Annotated in this window: 17 protein-coding genes; 12 read left to right on the forward strand and 5 right to left on the reverse strand. The window is 74.1% G+C overall.

The annotated features are described in order from the left end of the window. Positions 1 to 99: 99 nt before the first annotated feature. Complete coding sequence (locus ACZ6CZ_RS27650) at positions 100 to 906, reverse strand: AbfB domain-containing protein (RefSeq protein ID WP_469026354.1); 807 nt, start codon at positions 904 to 906, stop codon at positions 100 to 102. A gap of 551 nt (positions 907 to 1457) precedes the next feature. Between ACZ6CZ_RS27650 and dapD the strand changes: the two genes are divergently transcribed. Further along, positions 1458 to 2444: a 2,3,4,5-tetrahydropyridine-2,6-dicarboxylate N-succinyltransferase gene (dapD, locus tag ACZ6CZ_RS27655; protein ID WP_469026356.1), complete on the forward strand. Its 987-nt coding sequence runs from the start codon at positions 1458 to 1460 to the stop codon at positions 2442 to 2444. Positions 2445 to 2714: 270 nt separating this feature from the next. On the opposite strand, the gene dapA is transcribed toward dapD, so the two are convergent. Next, complete coding sequence (dapA, locus tag ACZ6CZ_RS27660) at positions 2715 to 3695, reverse strand: 4-hydroxy-tetrahydrodipicolinate synthase (protein ID WP_469026358.1); 981 nt, start codon at positions 3693 to 3695, stop codon at positions 2715 to 2717. Between the two features lie 213 nt (positions 3696 to 3908). Between dapA and ACZ6CZ_RS27665 the strand changes: the two genes are divergently transcribed. Then, positions 3909 to 4439 (forward strand): DUF3618 domain-containing protein, encoded by a 531-nt coding sequence (locus tag ACZ6CZ_RS27665; protein ID WP_469026361.1) that lies wholly within the window; start codon positions 3909 to 3911, stop codon positions 4437 to 4439. An 89-nt stretch (positions 4440 to 4528) separates the two neighbouring features. Here the strand turns inward: ACZ6CZ_RS27665 and ACZ6CZ_RS27670 are convergent, their stop codons facing one another. After that, positions 4529 to 6355: an endonuclease/exonuclease/phosphatase family protein gene (locus ACZ6CZ_RS27670; protein ID WP_469026363.1), complete on the reverse strand. Its 1827-nt coding sequence runs from the start codon at positions 6353 to 6355 to the stop codon at positions 4529 to 4531. A gap of 267 nt (positions 6356 to 6622) precedes the next feature. On the opposite strand from ACZ6CZ_RS27670, the gene ACZ6CZ_RS27675 reads away from it, so the two are divergent. Both ACZ6CZ_RS27675 and ACZ6CZ_RS27680 read left to right on the forward strand, forming a co-directional pair. Next, complete coding sequence (locus ACZ6CZ_RS27675; protein WP_469026366.1) at positions 6623 to 8074, forward strand: hypothetical protein; 1452 nt, start codon at positions 6623 to 6625, stop codon at positions 8072 to 8074. A gap of 267 nt (positions 8075 to 8341) precedes the next feature. Beyond that, on the forward strand, positions 8342 to 9790 hold the full coding sequence (locus ACZ6CZ_RS27680; RefSeq protein WP_469026367.1) for an alkaline phosphatase PhoX: 1449 nt from the start codon (positions 8342 to 8344) through the stop codon (positions 9788 to 9790). 116 nt (positions 9791 to 9906) lie between these two features. Here ACZ6CZ_RS27680 and ACZ6CZ_RS27685 read toward each other — a convergent pair whose 3' ends face one another. Together ACZ6CZ_RS27685 and ACZ6CZ_RS27690 are read right to left on the reverse strand one after the other, a co-directional pair. Then, positions 9907 to 11127, reverse strand: a complete 1221-nt coding sequence (locus tag ACZ6CZ_RS27685; protein WP_469026369.1) for a TerD family protein — start codon at positions 11125 to 11127, stop codon at positions 9907 to 9909. Between the two features lie 115 nt (positions 11128 to 11242). Next, the gene (locus tag ACZ6CZ_RS27690) at positions 11243 to 12052 is read right to left on the reverse strand and encodes an NAD-dependent epimerase/dehydratase family protein (RefSeq protein ID WP_469026371.1); all 810 of its coding nucleotides are present in this window, start codon (positions 12050 to 12052) and stop codon (positions 11243 to 11245) included. 226 nt (positions 12053 to 12278) lie between these two features. On the opposite strand from ACZ6CZ_RS27690, the gene ACZ6CZ_RS27695 reads away from it, so the two are divergent. The 8 genes from ACZ6CZ_RS27695 (at position 12279) to ACZ6CZ_RS27730 (ending at position 20550) form a co-directional block, all read left to right on the forward strand. Then, positions 12279 to 13220 (forward strand): 5-dehydro-4-deoxyglucarate dehydratase, encoded by a 942-nt coding sequence (locus ACZ6CZ_RS27695; protein WP_469026373.1) that lies wholly within the window; start codon positions 12279 to 12281, stop codon positions 13218 to 13220. Further along, positions 13217 to 14380: a hypothetical protein gene (locus tag ACZ6CZ_RS27700; RefSeq protein WP_469026375.1), complete on the forward strand. Its 1164-nt coding sequence runs from the start codon at positions 13217 to 13219 to the stop codon at positions 14378 to 14380. Before ACZ6CZ_RS27695 ends, ACZ6CZ_RS27700 begins: the two co-directional genes overlap by 4 nt. 93 nt (positions 14381 to 14473) lie before the next feature. Then, positions 14474 to 15058, forward strand: coding sequence for a TIGR03086 family metal-binding protein (locus ACZ6CZ_RS27705; protein ID WP_469026377.1), 585 nt, complete (start codon positions 14474 to 14476; stop codon positions 15056 to 15058). 102 nt (positions 15059 to 15160) lie between these two features. Beyond that, positions 15161 to 15913 carry an MBL fold metallo-hydrolase gene (locus tag ACZ6CZ_RS27710; RefSeq protein ID WP_469026379.1) on the forward strand — a complete coding sequence of 251 codons (753 nt, stop codon included), beginning with the start codon at positions 15161 to 15163 and terminating at the stop codon, positions 15911 to 15913. Between the two features lie 200 nt (positions 15914 to 16113). Beyond that, positions 16114 to 16866, forward strand: a complete 753-nt coding sequence (locus ACZ6CZ_RS27715; protein ID WP_469026382.1) for a GntR family transcriptional regulator — start codon at positions 16114 to 16116, stop codon at positions 16864 to 16866. Then, positions 16863 to 17774, forward strand: a complete 912-nt coding sequence (locus ACZ6CZ_RS27720; protein ID WP_469026385.1) for a dihydrodipicolinate synthase family protein — start codon at positions 16863 to 16865, stop codon at positions 17772 to 17774. The genes ACZ6CZ_RS27715 and ACZ6CZ_RS27720 overlap by 4 nt, the downstream gene beginning before the upstream one ends. Next, the gene (araD, locus tag ACZ6CZ_RS27725) at positions 17771 to 19504 is read left to right on the forward strand and encodes an L-arabinonate dehydratase (RefSeq protein ID WP_469026387.1); all 1734 of its coding nucleotides are present in this window, start codon (positions 17771 to 17773) and stop codon (positions 19502 to 19504) included. The genes ACZ6CZ_RS27720 and araD overlap by 4 nt, the downstream gene beginning before the upstream one ends. A 110-nt stretch (positions 19505 to 19614) precedes the next feature. Then, positions 19615 to 20550 carry a carbohydrate ABC transporter permease gene (locus ACZ6CZ_RS27730; protein WP_469026389.1) on the forward strand — a complete coding sequence of 312 codons (936 nt, stop codon included), beginning with the start codon at positions 19615 to 19617 and terminating at the stop codon, positions 20548 to 20550. Position 20551: the final 1 nt, after the last annotated feature.

The following is a 20551-nucleotide window of genomic DNA, read 5'->3' on the forward strand; positions in this document are numbered from 1 at the left end:
CTCCCGTCCCGGGGTGTCGGGTCACGGCACGAGAAAACGGCGAGGTCCGCCCGGACCTCGCCGTTTCCCGTTCCCGTTCCGGTTTCCGTTTCACGCGGCTCAGGCGGGCAGGTCCACCAGCCGGAACGCCGCGTCCGCCCGGTAGGGAGCGGTGTCCCGGTACAGGTCCAGCCGCAGCCGGTCGTCCTGGTGCCGCAGGAAGCGGCCGGGGTGGTTCACCGACTCCAGCATGACCGCGCCGCGGAACGACGAGGTGCGGGGGCAGAAGGTGGCGTCCTGCTCGAACAGCGCCGAGCCGTCGTCCCGGCCGGAGCGCAGCACATGGTCGCGGTGGCGCAGATAGCCGCCGTCGGCGGTGGCGAAGGAGTAGCAGGCGGTGTTGGCCAGCCCCTTCACCAGTTTGAAGGCGGCGTCGTGGCGGCCGGCCGCGGAAACGGGACCGAGCCGCACGGAGCCGCCGCTGAGGTGCCAGGACCGGCCGGCGTCGTTGACCGGGCGGACGGACTTCCAGCCGGGACCGGAGCGAACCGGATCCGACTCCGAGCCGGAGCCGGATCCCGAGCCCGAGCCCGGAGTGGAGTGCGAGCCGGAGCCGGAGCCCGCCCCGGTGGGCTTGCGCGCGGGTGAGGACGTGGCGGCGTGGGGTGTCTCGCCGCCCCGCGCGCCGTGACCCCGGGGGGCGGGGGAGCCGGTCGCGGTCGCGGGCGCCTTCTCGGCGGCGGCGGGGGCGCTGCCCGACGCCGGTTCGTGCTGGACGGCGACCACCGTCACGCACGCCGCGACGGTGGCCACGGTCAGGCCGCCCGCCAGCCAGAGCCTTCGGTGGCCGGCGGGCCGGGGGCGGTCGGGGGCCCAGCCGTCCTCCCGGGGCAGGCTGCGCGGGGGGCGTGGGTCGTTTTCTGGCATGCGCTGTTCCTCCAGCGGCGCGCTGGCGGCGGCCGGGTGTGAAGGTGGAGTGAAGAAACGAAGGAGAACCCGTGCGCTGGTGGCACCGGGGTGCACACACTAGTGGAGCCGCTGGGGCGCGAGGGGCGTTTCGGTGACTGGTTCCCCCCCACGTGACACCCGCGTCCCGAACGTGGCACCGGCACACTCGCGCCGCCCCGGCCGCCTCGGGGTCGGGCGGCCGTGGCGCGGGCTGACGTGTGATCAGATATGCCTGGTGGCAGCCGTGTTGGACCGAGCGGCTGCCTCGGAGCGGTGGCGAGCGGGGCGGGCCGCGTCCAGGGGCGCACGCCGCGTGGTGCGCGCCCCCGGCCCGACACCGGCCGCCTGTCGGCAGTTTCCGGATTCGCCGCGTCCGCAAGCATCCGGATGCCCGCCACGTCCTGGCGCATGGCGGTCAGCTGTTCCCCATGACCCCCGCCACCCCCACCCCCGTACCCGGGGCGCGACGCGTGGCCCGGCAGGTGAGACGCGGTTCGCCCGCCCGGCCCGGTCCACGTTAGGTTTCCTGCATGACCGAGAACACCGCACGCACCACCGGCGCCGTCGCCGCCGGCCTCGCCACCGTCGCCGCCGACGGCACCGTCCTCGACACCTGGTTCCCCGCCCCCGAGCTGGTCGCGGAGCCGGGCCCCTCCGGCACGGAGCGGCTGTCGGCCGAGCAGGCCGCGCGGCTGCTGGGCGGCGGCGCGACCGCGGCGGCCGGGCCGGACGCCCGCCGGGGTGTCGAGGTGGTGGCGGTCCGTACGGTCATCGCCTCGCTGGACGACAAGCCGATCGACGCGCACGACGTCTACCTGCGCCTGCACCTGCTCTCGCACCGCCTGGTCCAGCCGCACGGGCAGAGCCTGGACGGCCTGTTCGGCCACCTCGCCAACGTCGCGTGGACCTCGCTCGGCCCGGTCGCCGTGGACGACGTGGAGAAGGTGCGGCTCAACGCCCGCGCCGAGGGCCTGCACCTCCAGGTGACCTCGATCGACAAGTTCCCGCGCATGACGGACTACGTCGTGCCCAAGGGCGTCCGCATCGCCGACGCCGACCGGGTCCGGCTGGGCGCGCACCTCGCCGCGGGCACGACGGTCATGCACGAGGGGTTCGTCAACTTCAACGCCGGCACCCTGGGCACGTCGATGGTGGAGGGCCGGATCTCGGCCGGTGTCGTGGTCGGGGACGGCTCCGACATCGGTGGCGGCGCGTCCACCATGGGCACGCTGTCCGGCGGCGGCAACGTCATCATCTCCATCGGCGAGCGCTGCCTCATCGGCGCCGAGGCGGGCGTGGGCATCGCCCTGGGCGACGAGTGCGTGGTGGAGGCGGGCCTGTACGTCACCGCGGGCACCCGGGTCACCATGCCGGACGGCCAGATCGTCAAGGCCCGCGAGCTGAGCGGTGCCTCCAACATCCTCTTCCGCCGCAACTCGGTCACCGGCGCCGTCGAGGCCCGCCCGAACAACGCGGTCTGGGGCGGCCTGAACGACATCCTGCACAGCCACAACTGACCCGCCCGGGTACCGGTCACCGCCGGTCCCCACCGAGCGCCCTCCCGCGGTCCGCGACGGCCGTCGGGAGGGCGCTCGCGCGTGCGGAAATACCGGTGCGCCGGGCAGGCATAGCGGGGGACGGCCGTCCGCGTCTCAAGGGGCACAGGGTGTGCGGCAAGGTCGTTCCGCTCAGCGGCTTCCCCAAGGGCAGCGACGGGGACGCGGGCCGCTGGGAGCCGGTCTTCGCCCAGCCCTGACAGGTCCCGGCCGCCCGGCCGGACAGGCGGGTCAGTGGGCCGCCGGCGCCGCGGTGCTCGCCCGGTCACCGGAGGCCGCGGACGGCCCGTGGGCGGTGAACTCCGCGTAGGCCGCGAGCAGCCGGGCGGTCGTCTCCGGGCCGGCCGGGCGCAGCGGGGCGCGGACCGGGCCGGCGGGCAGGCCCAGCGCGCCGAGCAGGGCCTTGGCGGTGACCGTGCCGGGCAGGCCGGACGCCATCATCAGCTCGATGAGCGGCGTGGCGCGTTGCTGGAGGCGGGCGGACACGGGGGTGTCGCCCGCCTCGAACGCGTCGAGGACCGCCCGCAGCCCGGCCGGGGCGACGTTGGCGACGGTGCTGACGTACCCGGCCGCGCCCACCGCGTACAGGGCGAGGATGTGTTCGTCACAGCCCGCGTAGTACGCCAGCCCGGTGCGGGCGAGCACCTTCTGGGTGCCGAGGAAGTCGTAGGAGCAGTCCTTCACCGCCACGATCCGGGGATGGTCGGCGAGGCGGATCATGGTGTCCGGTTCGATGCGGGTGCCGGTGCGGCCCGGGATGTCGTACAGCACGACCGGCAGCCCGCAGCCGTCGGCCACCTCGCGGAAGTGGGCCTCCAGCGCGTCCTGCGGGGGCCTGCTGTAGTACGGGCTGACCACCAGCAGGCCGTCGGCGCCCGCCTTCTCGGCGGCCCGGGCCAGCGTCAGCGTGTGCCGGGTGTCGGAGGTGCCGACCCCGGCGACGATCGTGGCCCGGTCCGCCACCGCCTCCCGCACCGCCGCGACGAGGTCCGTCTTCTCGGCGTCCGACGTGGTCGGCGACTCGCCCGTCGTGCCGGAGAGCACCAGTCCGTCGCAGCCCTCGCGCACCAGCCGGTCGGCGAGGTGCTGGGCGCCGTCGAGGTCGAGCGCGCCGGACGCGGTGAAGGGGGTGACCATCGCGCAGAGCGCCCGGCCGAAGGGCGCGGGCGGGCGGGGCGCCGGATCCGTGCGGGGAGTCGTCGTTGTCGTCATACCGACAGTGTCGAGGCTCCGACCGTGAAGCTCCACTTAAATCCGCTACGGCGTACCGGTAAGCAATGCTTCACCGAGGTCGGGCGGAAGCGGTGCCGTGAGCGGGGCGCAGGGCTAACGGTCTTCGCCCCGGGTACCCGGACCTACCCAGACCCGAGGAACCGCTCGGCAGCGTCAGGGCCGATGACGACGAGATCAGGGAAGGGCACACCGATGACGGACAGGACCCCGCAGGGCAGAGGCGCCAAGGGCCCGACCGAGTTGCGGGCGCAGATCGAGCAGACCAGGAGCCAGCTCGGCAGCACCGTCGAGCAGCTCGCGGCGAAGGCCGACCTCAAGGGCCGGGCGCTGACCCGGGCGGCCGACCTCAAGGACAAGGCCGGCGCCATGACCGTGCAGCTGCGCGCGAGCGCCGCGCACGCGGGACACGGCGTGCAGCACCGCGCGACCCGGGCCGGCCAGGCGGTGCAGAGCAGGGCGGCGCGGGCCGGGCACACGGTCCAGGGCCGGGCGAGCCGGGTCGGACACGGTGTCCAGGGCACCGCGAGCCACGCCGGACACGGCGTCCAGAGCACGGCCGCGCACGCCGGACAGGCGGTCGTACGGCACGTGCCGGCACCGGTGGGCTTCCTCGTCACCGCCGTCCTGCGCCGCCCGGTCCTCGCCATGCTCGTCGGCGCGGTCGGCGGAGCCGCCGTGACGGCGGGCGTGCTGCGCGGCGGCCGGCCGGGCCGGCGCCGCTGAGGACACGGGGCCGACGGACCGGCGGACCGACGGCAGGGCCGACGCCGGCGCCGCGAACCGGCGCGGCGTCGGCCCTGCCGCGCGCGGTGCTACGGGCGGAAGCGCAGCACCTGCGGGTCGTGGTCGCTGATCTGGTCGTTGAACTCCGAGTTGACGTGCACGGAGTCGTAGTCGACGTCGCAGCCGCGGCGGATCGACGGGCTGATCAGGATCTGGTCCAGGACCTGCTGGTTGCCCTGGTAGTCGTAGGTGTAACGCTCGCTCCTGGGCAGCGACTTGATCGCCGACCACAGCTCGCCGTCACCCTCGAGGATCTTCGCGGTGTCGGAGAACTCGAAGTCGTTGATGTCACCGAGCGCGATGACGTCCGCGTTCTTCTGCGTGTCCAGGATGTTCTTGACGAAGCCGTTGACCAGGGCCGCCTGCTGGTGGCGCTGGATCTCCGAGCTGCGCACCGGCGGCTGGTACTGCGCGGTCAGCCCCTGGTCGCCGCCCTTGGAGTTGAAGTGGTTGGCGATCACGAAGACCGTCTTGCCGCGGAAGACGAACTCGCCGGCCAGCGGCTTGCGGCTGGTCTTCCAGGCGTCGTCGGCGGGGGCGACACGGCCGGGGGAGGCCGTCAGGGCCGCCTTGCCGTGCACCTTGGTGACCCCGACGGCCGTGGTGGCGTCGCCGCCCGGGCGGTCGGTGAAGGAGACCCGGCCCGGGTTGAACAGGAAGACCTGCCGGATGTTGCCGCCCGGCTCGCCGCCGTCGGTGTCGTTGGCCGGCGTGATGGAGCGCCAGTCGTACCGCGGGCCGCCCGCCGCGACGATGGCGTCGATCAGCTTGTTCACCGTGACGTCCGCGGCGACCGTGCCGTCGTCCGTGGCGCCGTTGTTGTCCTGCACCTCCTCGAGGGAGATGATGTCGGGCGAGCGCAGGTTGTTCACGATCGCGGAGGCGTGCTCCTCGAAGGTGGCGTCGCCCGGGTCGAGGTTCTCGACGTTGTAGGTGGCCACCGCCAGCTCGTGGTCCGACTGCCTGCGGGTCGTCTCCCGCTCCAGGCCCGCGCTGTGCAGGGTGCCCAGCTGACCCGCGACGAGCGTGTAGCCGCCGAACTGGTTGTAGTCCAGCGGGCCGGCCGTGGTGCCCTGGAGGGTGTCGCCGACGTTCGCCTTCGGGAAGTCGGCGGTGGCGCCCAGCGACTGGATCTGCAGCCGGCCGGTGTTCTGGGAGTCGTAGGAGCCGTAGACCGTGCCGCCGCGGCGGCTGCGGTGCTCGTGCGGCTTCACGGTGACCCACAGCTCGGCGTAGGGGTCGGTGGCGGTGACCACGCGGACGTCGGCCACCTGGACGGTCATGCCCTCCAGGGACTCGTAGTAGTCCAGGGCGTAGTCCGCCGGGCGCAGGGGCAGCGCGTTAACCGAGCCGCCCGCGGCGGCGTCGCCGGCCGGGGCGTAGGCGTCCGGCACCGAAGCGGCGTCGACGACTATGGGGGCCGGGACCGGGTTGCCGGCGGACACCGTGGTGACCACCGGCTTGGTGATCTCGGTGACCGACTGGTTGCCGCTGGAGGCGCCGCCGGGAACGTACTCGGAGACCGTGCCGGTCACCGTCACCGAGTCGCCGACGGCGACCTTCGGGGCGGAGCTGGTGAAGACGAACACGCCCTCGCTGGTGGCCGGGTCGGCGTCCGGGGTCGGGTCCTGGAGCCAGAAGCCACGGGAGGAGCCGTAGGTGCGGGTGGCGGTGACGATGCCGGGAACGTCCGTCACCTTCTGGCCCGCGTACGGCGACAGGCGCGTGGCGCCCTGGATGTCGTGGACGCGCACCGAGTCCGCGTGCGCGGGGGAGGTGAGGACGACGGCGGACGCCGCGCTGCAGACGGCGGCGACGGTGAGCGCGGCGAGGCGCGCGGAAGACCTGCTCGGCAAGGGATCCCTCCGGGGACGTACGTGAGCGCCGGGACGAGGGTGGGACATGGAACGTGCATGACAGATGAGGAGTCGTGTGACGCCCGATGCGACGGTGAACACTTGTCCTCCCGGTTTCTACGCGCGTCAATCTCCTGTGTGGCGCTGTCAGTTGTCAAGGTTTCGGCCATGTACGCGGGCCGGCCGGGAGATGAACCGGGTGGCATGGGTGGAAATCCGTCTAGGCTGAGCGGCTGAGTCCTTTCACGGTCCGAGGAGAAGCAGCCGATGTCAGACAGCTCCCCCCTGCCGCCGGTGCGCCTGCACCCCGAAGCGGAGCTGGCGCGTGCCGCGCTGTCCACGCCGTTGCTCTCCCGTGCCGCCCGGCTGGCCCGCTGGGCCGGACCGCACACGCGGGTGGACGCCGGGGGCGGACTGGCCGAGGAGCAGATGCCGGCCGCGGCCGGACTGCTCGGGCTGAGCGGGGACGACGCCGCCGCCCAGGTCGGCGAGGCGTGGCGGGTGGCCGTGGACGCCGGACTGGTCGAGGTCACCGGCGACGGCGGGAGCGAGGCCCCCGGCGGGGAGAGCGGGACGGTGACGGCGGGCGCCGAGCTGGCGCTGCTCACCGGCGGCTCCCCGCACGACGTCCTGACGGTGTGGCTCGCCGCCCTGGAGACCGTGATCGCCGACGCGACCGTGCCCGACCTGGACGGGCTGATGGACGCCCTGGACGCGGGCGGCGAGGTCGATTTCTCGTCACTCGACTGGGACCCGCAGGCCGAGACGGAGTTCCTCGACGGCGTCCTCGGCAACCTCTACCTGCTGACCGTGACGGAGAGCGGCCCCGGCGCGAGCATGGTGCCGCTGCCCGCCCTGGCCGCCTCGATGCTGGTGCCCGGCGACATGGGACAGCCCACCGACGACGTGTTGCAGCAGGTGTCCGACGCGATGGTGCGCCTGGACGAGCAGTTCCGGATGCTGGAGCCGATCGGACTGGTGGAGTACCGGCCGGTCGACGAGGCGCTGCTGACCGACGCCGACGAGGAGGCCGCCGCGCCGGTCGACGAGACCGACGTCTCCCGCTACGGCATGGTCCGGCTCACCCCGCTCGGCCTGTACGGGCTGCGGGCGCGGCTGCTGGAGGCCGGGCTCACGGCGCCGGCGGTCGGCGCGCTCGCGGACAAGGGCGCGGACGCGCTGCTCGACGGCACCTCCGCCTTCCCGGCGGCGGCCGCCCGCGCCGAGACCGAGCAGTGGCTCGCCCGCCGCGAGAGCCTGGACGCGGCACGGGAGCTGCTGGCGGCGGCCCGGGGCGGCGACGCCGGGGCTCCGCTGCGCCGGCTGCGCTGCCAGCAGGCCCTGGCGATGGTCGGCCCGGAGGCGGAACCGGCGCTCCGCGAGGTCCTCGACGACCCGGAGCTGGGCGGGCTGGCCCGGGTCTGGCTGAGCGAGCGGGGCGCCTCCGGGGTGCCGGCGCCCTCGCAGGAGCTGGTGTTCTGGCTGACCGTCGACACCCTGGCCGCGCAGCTGGCCGCCGAGGGCAACTCCGAGGAGCTGCAGGCCCTGGTCGAGGGTCTCGCCCGGCAGCACAGCGGTTTCTTCGCCACCGCCTGGCGGGTGGACCACCCCGCGACGGCGGACGTGCTGGAGGCGATGGGCCGCCTGCACCCGGACAAGAAGGTCGCCAAGGAGGCCCGCAAGGCGGCCTTCAAGGCGAGGTCGCAGCGCGGGGAGTGACACCCGGGCCGAGCAGGGTTCCGGGTCCCGCGGGCTCGGGAGCCCGGTCGGTCCCGGCACCCCGGGGGTGGGGCAGGGGGCGGATCCGGCCGTAGTCGCGGCGGTGCGGTCCGCGGGGGTTCCCCCGGCGCGGCGGACACGGATTCATGGAAGCGGGGACCAGGAGGTCGCCCGGCGTTCAACTCCCGTTCAGCGGTGGGCGGGAGCGTTTCGCCGCAACCGAGGTCCGCCACCCTCCACGGCTCACCCCCCGTCACAGGAGACACCATGTCGCTCACCCGCAGGGACTTCGCCAGGACATCCGCGCTCACCGGTGCCGGTGTCGCACTGGCGGGCAGCGTCGGCGCCCTCGCCACCGCCCCGAACGCCCTCGCCGCCACGGAGACCGAGGGCGCCCCGGGACAGGCGGACGCCGCGCACGGCGGAGTCGGCTACGGGCCGCTGGTCCCCGACCCCGACGGCATCCTCGCGCTTCCCGCCGGGTTCTCGTACCGCATCGTCACCTACAGCGGCCGGACCACGCTGGAGTCGGGTGAGCCCACTCCCTCCAACCACGACGGGACCGCCGCCTTCGACGGCCCGCGCGGCACCACCCTGCTCGTCAACAACCACGAGCTGAAGGGCCCGCGCGCCAACTGGCCGCACCCGGTGCCGCTCACCGAGGGCCTCGTCTACGACCCCGCCGCCGCCGGCGGCTGCACGGTCGTCGAGGTCCGCCGCGGCGGCCATGTCGCCGAGTGGGTCGGCATCGCCGGTACGTCCACCAACTGCGCGGGTGGCAGCACCCCCTGGGGAACCTGGCTGACCTGCGAGGAGACCGAGGACAAGGCCGGCCAGAACGGCATGACCAAGGACCACGGCTACGTCTTCGAGGTCGACCCCGAGGACCGCCGGGCCAACCGCGGCCCCAAGCCCGTCAAGGCGCTGGGCCGTTACGCCCACGAGGCGGTCGTCGTCGACCCCCGGCGCGGCCACCTCTACCTCACCGAGGACGCCGCCGGCCCCAACGGCCTGCTGTACCGCTGGACCCCGCCCGCCGGCTTCCACCACGGCCGCGGCCGGCTGCGCACCCTCGCCGACGACGCGGGCGTGCTCCAGGCGTTCAAGTGCTTCGACTCCGGCGGCCAGTTCGTCGACGACCTCTCCCGCGCCACCCGCACCGGCACGGTGTACGGCGTGGACTGGGTGGACGTCCCGGACCGCGACGCGGCGACGGTGTCCGTCCGCAAGCAGTTCACCACCGGCCAGGTCACCCGCGCCCGCAAGCTGGAGGGCATGTGGTGGGCCGACGGCGGCGCCTACATCGTCTCCTCCTTCGCCCGCGAGGAGAGCCCCGTCCAGCACGACGGCCAGGTCTGGTTCTACGACCCCAAGCGCCGCACCCTCACCCTGAAGGTGCTCCTGGGCGTCAACCCCGACCCGTCCGCCGACGGCGCCTTCGACGGCCCCGACAACATCACCGTCTCCCCCTACGGCGGTCTCGTCATCGCCGAGGACGGCGAGGGCGTCCAGCACCTGTTCGGCGCGACCGAGAGCGGCCGCACCTACCCCATCGCCCGCAACGAGCTGAACCAGGGCACCGAGCAGGAGCCGGAATACAGCGAGTTCACCGGCGTCACCTTCTCGCCCGACGGCCGGACCCTGTTCGCCAACATCCAGGAGCCGGGCATCATGCTCGCCATCACCGGCCCCTGGAAGCGGCAGAAGCGCGGCTGATGTCAGGGCGCCGATTCCTCGGCAGAGCACATTCGCCGCCGCGCGCCGCGCACCTGTGAGGCCGGCTGCCCCGCCCCCCGTCACCGGCGGGGGGCGGGGCAGGCCCGTACGCCCGGTTACAGCGCCTGGGCGCCCGGCTTGACCATGTTGCGGACCGTGCGGGCCTTGACGAAGCTGCCGAGGGCGGTCATGTCCCACTCGCCGGAGAACTGGCGGACCAGCTTGGCCATCAGCACGCCGGTCTGCGGTTCGGCGCCGGTGAGGTCGAAGCGGACCAGCTCCTCGTCGGTCGTGGCGTCCAGCAGGCGGCAGTAGGCCTTCGCGACCTCGGTGAACTTCTGACCGGAGAAGGAGTTCACGGTGAAGACCAGGCCGGTGACCTGCTGCGGGAGCCGGCCGAGGTCGACCACGATCACCTCGTCGTCGCCGCCGCCCTCGCCGGTGAGGTTGTCACCGGAGTGCTTGACGGCGCCCTCCAGGATGGTCAGCTTGCCGAAGTAGCAGCTGTCGACGTGGTCGCGCTGGGGGCCGTAGGCGATGACCGAGGCGTCCAGGTCGATGTCCCTGCCCCGGAACGCCGGTTCCCAGCCGAGGCCCATCTTGACGCGCGCGAGCAGCGGGCGGCCGCCCTTCATCAGCGACACCGTCTGGTTCTTCTGGAGGCTGACCCGGCCCTTGTCCAGGTTGACCTTCCCGGCGCCGGGGGCGGGAGCGGCCGGGGCCGGGGGAGCGGCCGGGGCGGCGGGCATGACGGGCGCGGCGGGCGCCGGGGCGACGGGCCGCGCGGCCGGTGCCGGGGCGGGCGGCGGAGCCGGGGTTCGGGCCGGGGCCGGGGCCGGGGCGGGTTCCTCCACCGTCACGCCGAAGTCGGTGGCGATGCCCGCCAGCCCGTTCGCGTACCCCTGGCCGACCGCGCGGGCCTTCCACGCGCCACCGCGCAGATAGACCTCGACGATCACCAGGGCCGTCTCGCTGCCGAGCCGCGGCGGGGTGAACGTGGCCAGGACCGAGCCGTCGTCCGCGTTGCGGATGGTGGCCGTGGGCTCGATGCCCTCGAAGGTGCGGCCGGCGGCGTCCGGGCTCGCCGTGACGACGATCTTCTCGATGCCGGGCGGCACGGCGGCGGTGTCGACGCTGATCGCGTCGGGGGCCGCGCCGCCGCCCGGCCGGTAGGTCACGCCCGGCCCGCTGGGCTGGTTGTAGAAGATGAAGTCGTCGTCGGAGCGCACCTTGCCGTCGGCGGTGAGCAGCAGGCCCGACACGTCGAGCCGCACGGGCGCGGCGACGTCCACCGTCACACGGGCGACCGGCAGAGGGATGTTCGAGCCAGGGGTCATAGCTGTCATGCCAGATGAACGAGCGAGGCCGCTTTACCGTTCCCTTACCCGGCCGCCGTTTCCGCCGGCCGCCGCTCCCGCCCGGTCACGGCCGCCCCCGCCCGGCCGCCGGTGCTCAGTACGGCCACATCGGCGGGTCGGTGACGAAGTGCCCGCCCAGCAGGCTGTGGGCCGGGTCCCGCGGGTCCGGCTCGCCCTGCTCGGCGAGGAGCTTCTCGGCGTACGGCTCGGAGTCGTCCTGCGGCTCGTAGCCCAGCGCCCGCGCGCTGGTCAGGTCCCACCACAGGCGGGTGTTGGCGGAGGAGCCGTAGACCACGGTGTGCCCGACGCCCTCGGCGGTCAGGGCCGCGTGGAACAGCCGGGCGCCGTCGGCGGGGCTCATCCAGAGCGACAGCATCCGCAGGCTGGTGGGCTCCGGGAAGCAGGAGCCGATGCGGACGGAGACGGTCTCCAGGCCGTGCTTGTCCCAGTACAGCTGGGCCAGGTCCTCACCGAAGGACTTCGACAGGCCGTAGAAGGTGTCGGGGCGGCGCGGGGTGTCGACGGGGATCGGCGCGCCGCCGTCGAGGGGGGCCGGGGTGTAGCCGACGGCGTGGTTGGAGGAGGCGAAGACGACGCGCGGCACGCCTTCGAGGCGGGCGGCCTCGTAGAGGTGGTAGGTGCCCTCGATGTTCGACGCCAGGATCTTCTCGAAGGGCGCCTCCAGGGAGATGCCCGCGAGGTGCAGGACCGCGTCGACGCCCCGGACCGCCTCGCGCAGCGCGTCCCGGTCGCGCAGGTCGGCGGTGATCGCGTCCGGCTCGCCCTCGACCGGCCGCACGTCGAACAGGCGCAGCGTGTAGCCGTACTCAGGGAGCAGGTCACGCATCAGGGTGCCGAGTCCGCCGGCGGCGCCGGTGAGCAGAACGGTGCGGGGAGCGGGCATCCTCGGTCTCCTTGGCGTCGGCCTTATCCGTGCACGGCATTCACATGCATGGACACGCTAGGGAGGGTGGTCCGGCTCGTCAAGTGTGCGTGGGGTGGGGGAATCCGCTCCCGTATTGCGCCGGTGACCGCTTGACCGGCCGCGAGTCGGGACCGTAGCGTGCAGTCGTTCAGACATATGGACACCGGTCAGATTCATGCACCGCCTGGACTCAGGGAGAGCGCCCGTGACGCCAGCCCCGCTCGCCGCCCGGCTCAGCGACCCGCGCGGGCCGCTGTTCTTCCCCGTGACGCCCTACGGCCCCGGTGGCACGGTCGACCCGGAGGTCTGCGGCGCCCATGTGCGCCGGGGTGTCGCGGCGGGCGCGGCCGCGGTGTTCGCCTGCTGCGGCACCGGCGAGTTCCACGCGCTGCTGCCCGAGGAGTTCGAGGCGTGCGTGCGCGCGGCCGTGACGGCCGCCGGGGGACGCGTCCCGGTCGTCGCGGGCGCCGGGTACGGCACCGCGCTCGCCGTCCGCTACGCCCGCCTCGCCCGGGACGCCGGAGCCGACGGGCTGCTCGCCATGCCGCCGTACCTGGTCCGGGCCGGGCAGGCCGGGCTGCTGCGCCACTACCGGGAGCTGGCGGCGGCCGGCGGCCTGCCGGTGATCGTCTACCAGCGCGACAACGCCGTGTTCACCCCGGAGACGGTCGTCGCGCTGGCCCGCACCGAGGGGATCATCGGCTTCAAGGACGGCCTCGGCGACCTGGAACTCATGCAGCGGATCGTCAGCGCCGTACGCACCGAGGCCCCCGGCGACTTCCTGTACTTCAACGGCCTGCCGACCGCCGAGCAGACCCAGCTCGCCTACCGCGCCCTCGGCATCACCCTGTACTCCTCGGCGGTGTTCTGCTTCGCGCCGGAGATCGCCCTCGCCTTCCACCGGGCGCTGCGGGAGGGCGACGAGCACCTGGTCAGGCGCCTGCTCGACGGCTTCTACCGCCCCTTCGCCGACCTGCGCGCCCAGGACCGCGGCTACGCCGTCTCCCTGGTCAAGGCGGGCGTACGGCTGCGCGGCCTGGACGTGGGGGAGGTGCGCCCGCCCCTGCACGAGCCGTCCGAGGACCACGTCAAGCAGCTCGCCCAGCTGATCGAGCACGGGTACGCGCTGCTGGAGGAGGACGCGTGAGGGCCTCGGCGTTCGTCTACCCCTGGGACGTCAACGGCGACCCCGGGGCCCCCGCGCGGATCGCCGCGCTCGGCGTGGCCGGGGCGACCCTCGCCTCCGCCTACCACTCCACCCGCGCCCTCACCCCCCGCCACCCCCGCCACCGCATCGTCACCGCCGGGCACGCGGCCGTGTACTACCCGCCGGACGGCCGCTGGACGGACCGGCCGCTGCGTCCGTACCCGGCCGGGGACTGGTCGCCCGGCGACTCCTTCGGCGAGGCCGCCGAGGCGCTCACGGCGGCCGGCCTGGAGGTGCACAGCTGGGTCGTCCTCGCCCACAACTCCCGCCTCGGCGCCGAGCACCCCGGCACCTGCGTCGTCAACGCCTACGGCGACCGCTACCCGTGGGCGCCCTGCATCGCCCAGCCCGCCATGCGCGCGTACCTGGTCGCCCTGGCCGCCGAGGCCGCCGTCCGCCCGGGCGCGAGCGGCACCGAACTGGAGTCCCTGGGCTGGTACGGGCTCGCGCACCTGCACGCCCACGACAAGACCGGCGGCGTCGGCCTCGGCGAGGCGGGGCAGTACCTGATGTCGCTGTGCTTCTGCCCCGACTGCCGCACCGGGTACGGCGCGCACGGCCTCGACGCCGACGCGCTGGCGGCCGCCGTACGGGCCGCCCTGGAGCCGCTGTGGCGGGGCGCGCCGGACGACGGGGGATGGGCCGGGGTGGAGAAGCTCCTCGGCCAGGAGCGGGCGGCGGCCACGCGCGCGTGGCGCGACGCCACCGCCCGCACGCTCCAGCGGGACGCCGTCGCCGCGGTCCGCGCCGCCGCGCCCGAGGGCTTCCAGGTGCTGCTGCACGCCGACCCGGTCTCCTACCACTGCGGCGCCAACGCGGGCGTGGACCCCGCGCACATCCTCTCCGTCGCCGACGGGGTGGTGGTGCCCTGCGCGGGCGGTCCGGCCCTGCTGGCGCCCTTCGCCGCACACGCCGGGCGCAGCTCCGTCCTCGCCGCCAACCTCACCGTCGTCTCCGGCATGGGCGGCAGCCCCGCCACCCTGGCGGCGGACGCGGCACGCGCGCGCGACCTCGGCGCGACGCAGCTGCGGCTCTACCACGCCGGACTCGCCTCGGACGCGGACCTGGCGGCGGCCGGCCGGGCGCTCGCCGGAAGCTGATCCAGTGGGAAAGTGCGCCGTGCGCCGATGAGTCCGGGCGCCGGCGCCGGTCCACCCTGGCGTAACCGGTATCTCGACCCCAGGGAGCACGGCATGACCGACACCCTCCTCGACCTCGGCCCGCAGACCCGCGTGATCGCGCGGCTCGCCGAGGCCGTGACCGACGAGCAGCTCACGGCCGCCACCCCGTGCCCGGACTACCCGGTCGGCGCCCTGCTCGGCCATCTGATCGGGCTGTCCGCCGCCTTCCGGGACGCCGCCCGCAAGGACCTGGGCGCCACCACCGACACCAGCCCGGACGCCGCCGTCCCCGACCTCGCGCCCGGCTGGCGCGCGGAACTGCCCGAGGTGCTCGCCGACCTCGCCGAGGCCTGGCGCGACCCGGAGGCGTGGACCGGCATGACCCGGGCCGGCGGTGTGGACCTGCCCGGCGCGGCCGCGGGCGCCGTCGCGGCCGACGAACTCGTGATCCACGGCTGGGACCTGGCCCGCGCCACCGGGCAGCCCTACGAGCCCGACCCGGCCGCCCTCCAGGCCTCCTACGGCATCCTTCAGGCCCTCACCGCGGACTCCGGCGGCAGCGGCATCTTCGCCCCGGCCGTCCCGGTCCCGGGCACGGCGCCCCTGCTGGAGCGCGCGGTGGGCCTGAGCGGCCGCGACCCGCAGTGGAAACCGTGACCTGACCCCTGACCCCTGACCGCCCCCGGCCACCGCGCGCCCGGTGCGCGGGCCGACCCGAACCGCGCGCGGCCCGCCCGCCCGCCCCGTACGCTCCCCGGTATGCCGCTCAGCCTCACCGTCCTCGGAACCGCCTCCCCCCACCCCCGTCCCGGGCGGCCCTGCTCCGGGTACCTGCTGCGCGGCGGGGGCGCCGAGGTGTGGGTGGACGCGGGCAGCGGCACGTTCGCGGAGTTGCAGCGGCACACGGACCCGACCCGGCTGACCGCGATCTGGATCTCGCACCTGCACGCGGACCACGCCGCCGATCTGCTCGCCGCCGCCTACGCGTTCGCGTTCGGCGGGGCCGTGCCGCCCGCGCCGATACCGGTGTACGCCCCGCAAGACTGCGCGCGGCGGCTCGCCGGGTTCCTCGGCAAGCCGGACGTGGACTTCCTCAGCGGCATCCTGGACTTCCGGCCGCTGTACGACGGCCATGACGTGCGGCACTGGAACCTCCGCCTGACCAGCCGCGCCGTCGCCCACGGCACCGAGGCCTACGGGCTGCGCGCCGAGAGCCAGGGCAGCGTCCTGGCGTACTCGGGAGACAGCGGCCCGTGCCCGGCGCTGACGGAACTCGCCGCCCGCGCCGACCTGTTCCTGTGCGAGGCCGACCTCGCGGAGCATCGCGAAGGCGAACAGGTGCACCTCACGCCCGAGGACGCGGGCCGCATCGCCCGGGAGGCGCGGGCGCGGGAGCTGCTGGTGACCCACACCGGGCCCGTGCAAGACCCGCAGGCCGCGGCCGCCCGCGCCGGCGCGGTCTTCGGGCGGCCCGCCCACGCGGCCGTAGAGGGCGCCACCAGGACCGTCTGACGGCATCCGCCGGACTCTGCCGGAATCGTCCGGCCCACCCGGACGGGCAACCTCGTCCTCCTCTGCCGGAAGCATTGACGAAACACCGCGCCACTCCTACCGTCAACGCGTCGTACTTCGTACGTCATATATGAGACGCGATACGCGAGATCAGATACATGACGCATGCACCTGGCTCGCGACATCCCCGAGAGGCGCGCATGACCTCTGTGCCCATGCCGATCCCGTCCCGCACGCAGTACGTGCTGGACGCGATCAAACACCGCATCCTGACCGGCCGGCTGACCCCCGGCCAGGCCCTGGTGGAGACCGAGCTGGCGGCGCAGTTCGGGGTGTCCAAGACCCCGGTGCGGGAGGCGCTCAAGACCCTCGCCGGGACCGGGCTGGTGGTGATGAGCCAGTACAAGGGCGTCACGGTGCGCATGGTGGACGCGGACATGGCGCGCGAGGTCTACGACGTGCGGCTGCTGCTGGAGCCGGAGGCGCTGCGGCGGGCGGTGCGCCGGGGGGCCTCCCTCGACGCCGCCCGGTCCGCGCTCACCCGGGCCGACGCGGCCACCGACACCGCCGAACGCTCCCTGGCCAACCGGGAGTTCCACCGCGCCCTGTACCTGCCCTGCGGCAACCCGCTGCTCGGCCGGATGCTCGACGAGGTCCGCGACCAGGCCGCCCTGGTCTCCGCCGTCGCCTGGGCCGCCGACCCCTCCTGGGAGCGGGAGGCCACCGAGCACCGGGAGATCCTGCGGCTCGCGCTGACGGGCGACGCGGACGGCGCGGCGCGCGCCCTGCACGAGCACATCGCGCTGTTCGTCGCCCGCGCCTTCCCCGGGACCGCCCCCGGCATCGCCACCGGGGCAGGCACCGAGACCTCCGCGGGCGCGGGCGCCGACATCCCCGCCGGGATCCGTGCCGAGGTCCCCGGCGACCCCCGTGAACCGGAAGGGCAGGCATGAGCGGCGTGGCGTTCGAGATCCAGCGGGCCGCGCTGGCCGACGTGGTGGCGATCCCGGTGACCCCCTTCGCCGAGGACGGCACGGTCGACGCCGGCACCTACCGGGCCCTGGTGCGACGGCTGCTGGACGGCGGCATCCGCACCCTCACCCCCAACGGCAACACCGGCGAGTTCTACGCCCTCACCCCCGAGGAGCGGCGCCTGGTGTGCGAGCTGACCGCCGAGGAGGCCGGTGGCCGCGCGGCGCTCCTGGCCGGCGTCGGCCACGACCTGCCCACCGCCGTCGCCTCCGCCCGGCACGCCCGCGACCTGGGCGCCGGCATGGTGATGGTGCACCAGCCCGTCCACCCCTACGTCTCGCAGCGCGGCTGGGTCGACTACCACCGGGCCATCGCCGAGGCCGTCCCCGAGCTGGGCGTGGTGCCCTACGTCCGCAACGGCCAGCTGCTCGGCGCCCGGCTCGCCGAACTCGCCGACGCCTGCCCGAACGTGATCGGTGTCAAGTACGCCGTCCCGGACGCGGCCCGCTTCGCCGCCTTCGCCCGGGACGCGGGCGTCGACCGCTTCGTGTGGGTCGCCGGACTGGCCGAGCCGTACGCGCCCTCCTACTTCTCCGCCGGGGCCACCGGCTTCACCTCGGGGCTGGTGAACGTCGCCCCGGCCGTGTCGCTGGCCATGCTGGAGGCGCTGCGCGGCGGCGACTACCCGGCCGCCATGAAGGTGTGGGAGCGGATCCGCCGCTTCGAGGAGCTGCGGGCCGCCAACGGCTCCGCCGACAACGTCAGCGTCGTGAAGGAGGCCCTCGCCTCGCTGGGCCTGTGCCGCCGCGACGTCCGCCCGCCCAGCAGGCAGTTGCCCGGGGACCGGCGCGCGGAGGTCGCCGCCATCGCCGCGGGGTGGCCGATATGAGCGCCCCGCGCAAGCGCCCGGAGGAGCTGCGCAGCCACCAGTGGTACGGCACCGACGGGCTGCGCTCCTTCAGCCACCGCGCCCGCACCCGCCAGCTCGGCTACCTGCCCGAGGAGCACCTCGGCAAGCCGGTCGTCGCCGTCCTCAACACCTGGTCGGACATCAACCCCTGCCACGTGCACCTGCGCGAGCGCGCCCAGGCCGTCAAGCGGGGCGTGTGGCAGGCGGGCGGGTTCCCGCTGGAGTTCCCGGTCGCCACGCTCAGCGAGACCTTCCAGAAGCCGACCCCGATGCTCTACCGCAACCTCCTCGCCATGGAGACCGAGGAGCTGCTGCGGTCCTACCCGGTGGACGGTGCGGTGCTGCTGGGCGGCTGCGACAAGACCACGCCCGCCCTCCTGATGGGCGCCGCCTCCGCCGGCCTGCCCGCCGTCTTCGTGCCCGCCGGGCCCATGCTGCCCGGTCACTGGCGGGGCGAGGTCCTCGGCTCCGGCACCGACATGTGGAAGTACTGGGACGACAAGCGCGCCGGGCTCATCGGCGACTGCGAGCTGACCGAGCTGGAGAGCGGCCTGGCCCGCTCGCCCGGCCACTGCATGACCATGGGTACGGCGTCCACGCTGACCGCCGCCGCCGAGGCGCTCGGCGTGACCGTGCCGGGCGCGTCCAGCATCCCCGCCGTCGACTCCGGGCACGAGCGGATGGCCGCCCGCGCGGGACTGGCCGTGGTCGACCTCGTCCACCGGGGCCGCACGGTGCGCGACATCCTCACCGCCGACGCCTTCGCGGACGCGGTGACGACGGTGCTGGGCCTCGGCGGCTCCACCAACGCCGTGATCCACCTGATCGCCATGGCCGGCCGGGCCGGGGTCACCCTGACCCTGGACGACTTCGACCGCACCGCACGCACGGTCCCGGTGCTCGCCAACGTCCGCCCCGGCGGGCAGCGTTACCTGATGGAGGACTTCCACTTCGCGGGCGGCCTGCCCGGCTTCCTCTCCCGGATCACGGACCTCCTCCACCTGGACCGGCCGACGGTGAGCCACGACACCCTGCGCGAACAGCTCGCCGGCGCCCGGGTGCACGACGACGACGTCATCCGGCCCCGCGGCAACCCGGTCGCGGCCGAGGGCGGCGTCGCGGTGCTGCGCGGCAACCTCTGCCCGGACGGCGCGGTCATCAAGCACATCGCCGCCGAGCCCCACCTGCTGCGGCACACCGGTCCCGCCGTCGTCTTCGACGACTACAAGGAGATGCAGCGCACCATCAACGACCCCTCGCTCGGCATCACCGCCGACAGCGTGCTGGTGCTGCGCAACGCCGGGCCCAAGGGCGGCCCCGGCATGCCCGAGTACGGCATGCTGCCCATCCCGGACCACCTGCTCAAGCAGGGCGTGCGGGACATGGTGCGGATCTCCGACGCCCGCATGAGCGGGACCAGTTACGGCGCCTGCGTGCTGCACGTGGCACCGGAGTCGTACGTCGGCGGGCCGCTGGCGCTGGTGCGCACCGGGGACCGGATCACCCTGGACGTCGAGGCCCGCACGCTGCGGCTGGAGGTGTCCGACGAGGAGCTGCGGCGGCGCAGGGCGCGGTGGACGCCGCCGCCCGCCCGTTACGAGCGCGGTTACGGAGCGCTGTACAACGAGCAGATCACCCAGGCCGACACCGGCTGCGACTTCGCCTTCCTGGCCCGGCCGGGGAAGGTGCCGGACCCCTACGCGGGCTGACCGAACCCCCGGGGCGCTCCCGGGGGCCGGGCACACCCATGTGTACGTAGCAAGCGCTTTCTCAACCTCTTTGCCCGCTGCACCCGCCCCACTGCGAACGGAGAACAGTCATGGCCCAAGCCGCAGCCGTGGCGAAACCGCCCGCGCCACCCCGGCGGCGCCGTGCCTCCGCGACGCCGCGCAGGCTGCCGTACCTGCTGATCGCCCCGGCGGCGCTGCTGATGCTGGGCTTCATCGCCTACCCGGTCATCAGCGTCTTCTACTACAGCCTGCAGAACTACAACCCCACCAAGCCGTGGCGGAACGGCTACGCGGGCTTCGGCAACTTCGTGCACGCCTTCACCGACGACCCGCAGTTCTGGGACACGCTCACCTTCAGCGCGAAGTGGGTGGTGACCGAGGTGGCGTTGCAGCTGCTGCTCGGCCTGGCCCTCGCCCTCATCGTCAACCAGACCTTCGCCGGGCGGGCGGTGGGCCGCGCCCTGGTGTTCTCGCCGTGGGCCGTCTCCGGCGTCCTGACCTCGGCGATCTGGGTGCTGCTGTACAACTCCCAGACCGGCGTCACCCGTTACCTCGCCGACCTGGGCGTCGGCTCCTACGGCACCAGCTGGCTGTCGGACACCGCCACGGTGTTCCCGGCCACGGTGGTCGCCGACCTGTGGCGGGGGGTGCCGTTCTTCGCGATCCTCATCCTCGCCGACCTCCAGTCGGTCTCCAAGGACCTGTACGAGGCCGCCGAGGTCGACGGGGCGAGCCGGCTCAAGCAGTTCTGGCACATCACCCTGCCGCACCTGAAGGACGCGATCGTGCTGTCCACGCTGCTGCGCGCGGTGTGGGAGTTCAACAACGTGGACCTGCTCTACACCCTCACCGGCGGCGGCCCGGCCGGGGAGACCACGACCCTGCCGCTCTACATCGCCAACACCAGCGTCGACGCCCACAACTTCGGTTACGCGTCCGCCCTGACCACGGTGGCCTTCGTGATCCTGCTCTTCTGCTCGATCGTCTACCTGCGCCTGAGCAAGTTCGGCGGTGAGGAGAAGTGAT

The organism is Streptomyces sp. NPDC041135, assembly GCF_055592085.1.

What these genes read in the sequence shown, in the direction of transcription:
- ACZ6CZ_RS27650 (WP_469026354.1), bottom strand. Translation starts at nt 906, where the DNA reads ATGCCAGAAAACGACCCACGCCCCCCGCGCAGCCTGCCCCGGGAGGAC.
- dapD (WP_469026356.1), top strand. Translation starts at nt 1,458, where the DNA reads ATGACCGAGAACACCGCACGCACCACCGGCGCCGTCGCCGCCGGCCTC.
- dapA (WP_469026358.1), bottom strand. Translation starts at nt 3,695, where the DNA reads ATGACGACAACGACGACTCCCCGCACGGATCCGGCGCCCCGCCCGCCC.
- ACZ6CZ_RS27665 (WP_469026361.1), top strand. Translation starts at nt 3,909, where the DNA reads ATGACGGACAGGACCCCGCAGGGCAGAGGCGCCAAGGGCCCGACCGAG.
- ACZ6CZ_RS27675 (WP_469026366.1), top strand. Translation starts at nt 6,623, where the DNA reads ATGTCAGACAGCTCCCCCCTGCCGCCGGTGCGCCTGCACCCCGAAGCG.
- ACZ6CZ_RS27680 (WP_469026367.1), top strand. Translation starts at nt 8,342, where the DNA reads ATGTCGCTCACCCGCAGGGACTTCGCCAGGACATCCGCGCTCACCGGT.
- ACZ6CZ_RS27685 (WP_469026369.1), bottom strand. Translation starts at nt 11,127, where the DNA reads ATGACCCCTGGCTCGAACATCCCTCTGCCGGTCGCCCGTGTGACGGTG.
- ACZ6CZ_RS27690 (WP_469026371.1), bottom strand. Translation starts at nt 12,052, where the DNA reads ATGCCCGCTCCCCGCACCGTTCTGCTCACCGGCGCCGCCGGCGGACTC.
- ACZ6CZ_RS27705 (WP_469026377.1), top strand. Translation starts at nt 14,474, where the DNA reads ATGACCGACACCCTCCTCGACCTCGGCCCGCAGACCCGCGTGATCGCG.
- ACZ6CZ_RS27710 (WP_469026379.1), top strand. Translation starts at nt 15,161, where the DNA reads ATGCCGCTCAGCCTCACCGTCCTCGGAACCGCCTCCCCCCACCCCCGT.
- ACZ6CZ_RS27715 (WP_469026382.1), top strand. Translation starts at nt 16,114, where the DNA reads ATGACCTCTGTGCCCATGCCGATCCCGTCCCGCACGCAGTACGTGCTG.
- ACZ6CZ_RS27720 (WP_469026385.1), top strand. Translation starts at nt 16,863, where the DNA reads ATGAGCGGCGTGGCGTTCGAGATCCAGCGGGCCGCGCTGGCCGACGTG.
- araD (WP_469026387.1), top strand. Translation starts at nt 17,771, where the DNA reads ATGAGCGCCCCGCGCAAGCGCCCGGAGGAGCTGCGCAGCCACCAGTGG.
- ACZ6CZ_RS27730 (WP_469026389.1), top strand. Translation starts at nt 19,615, where the DNA reads ATGGCCCAAGCCGCAGCCGTGGCGAAACCGCCCGCGCCACCCCGGCGG.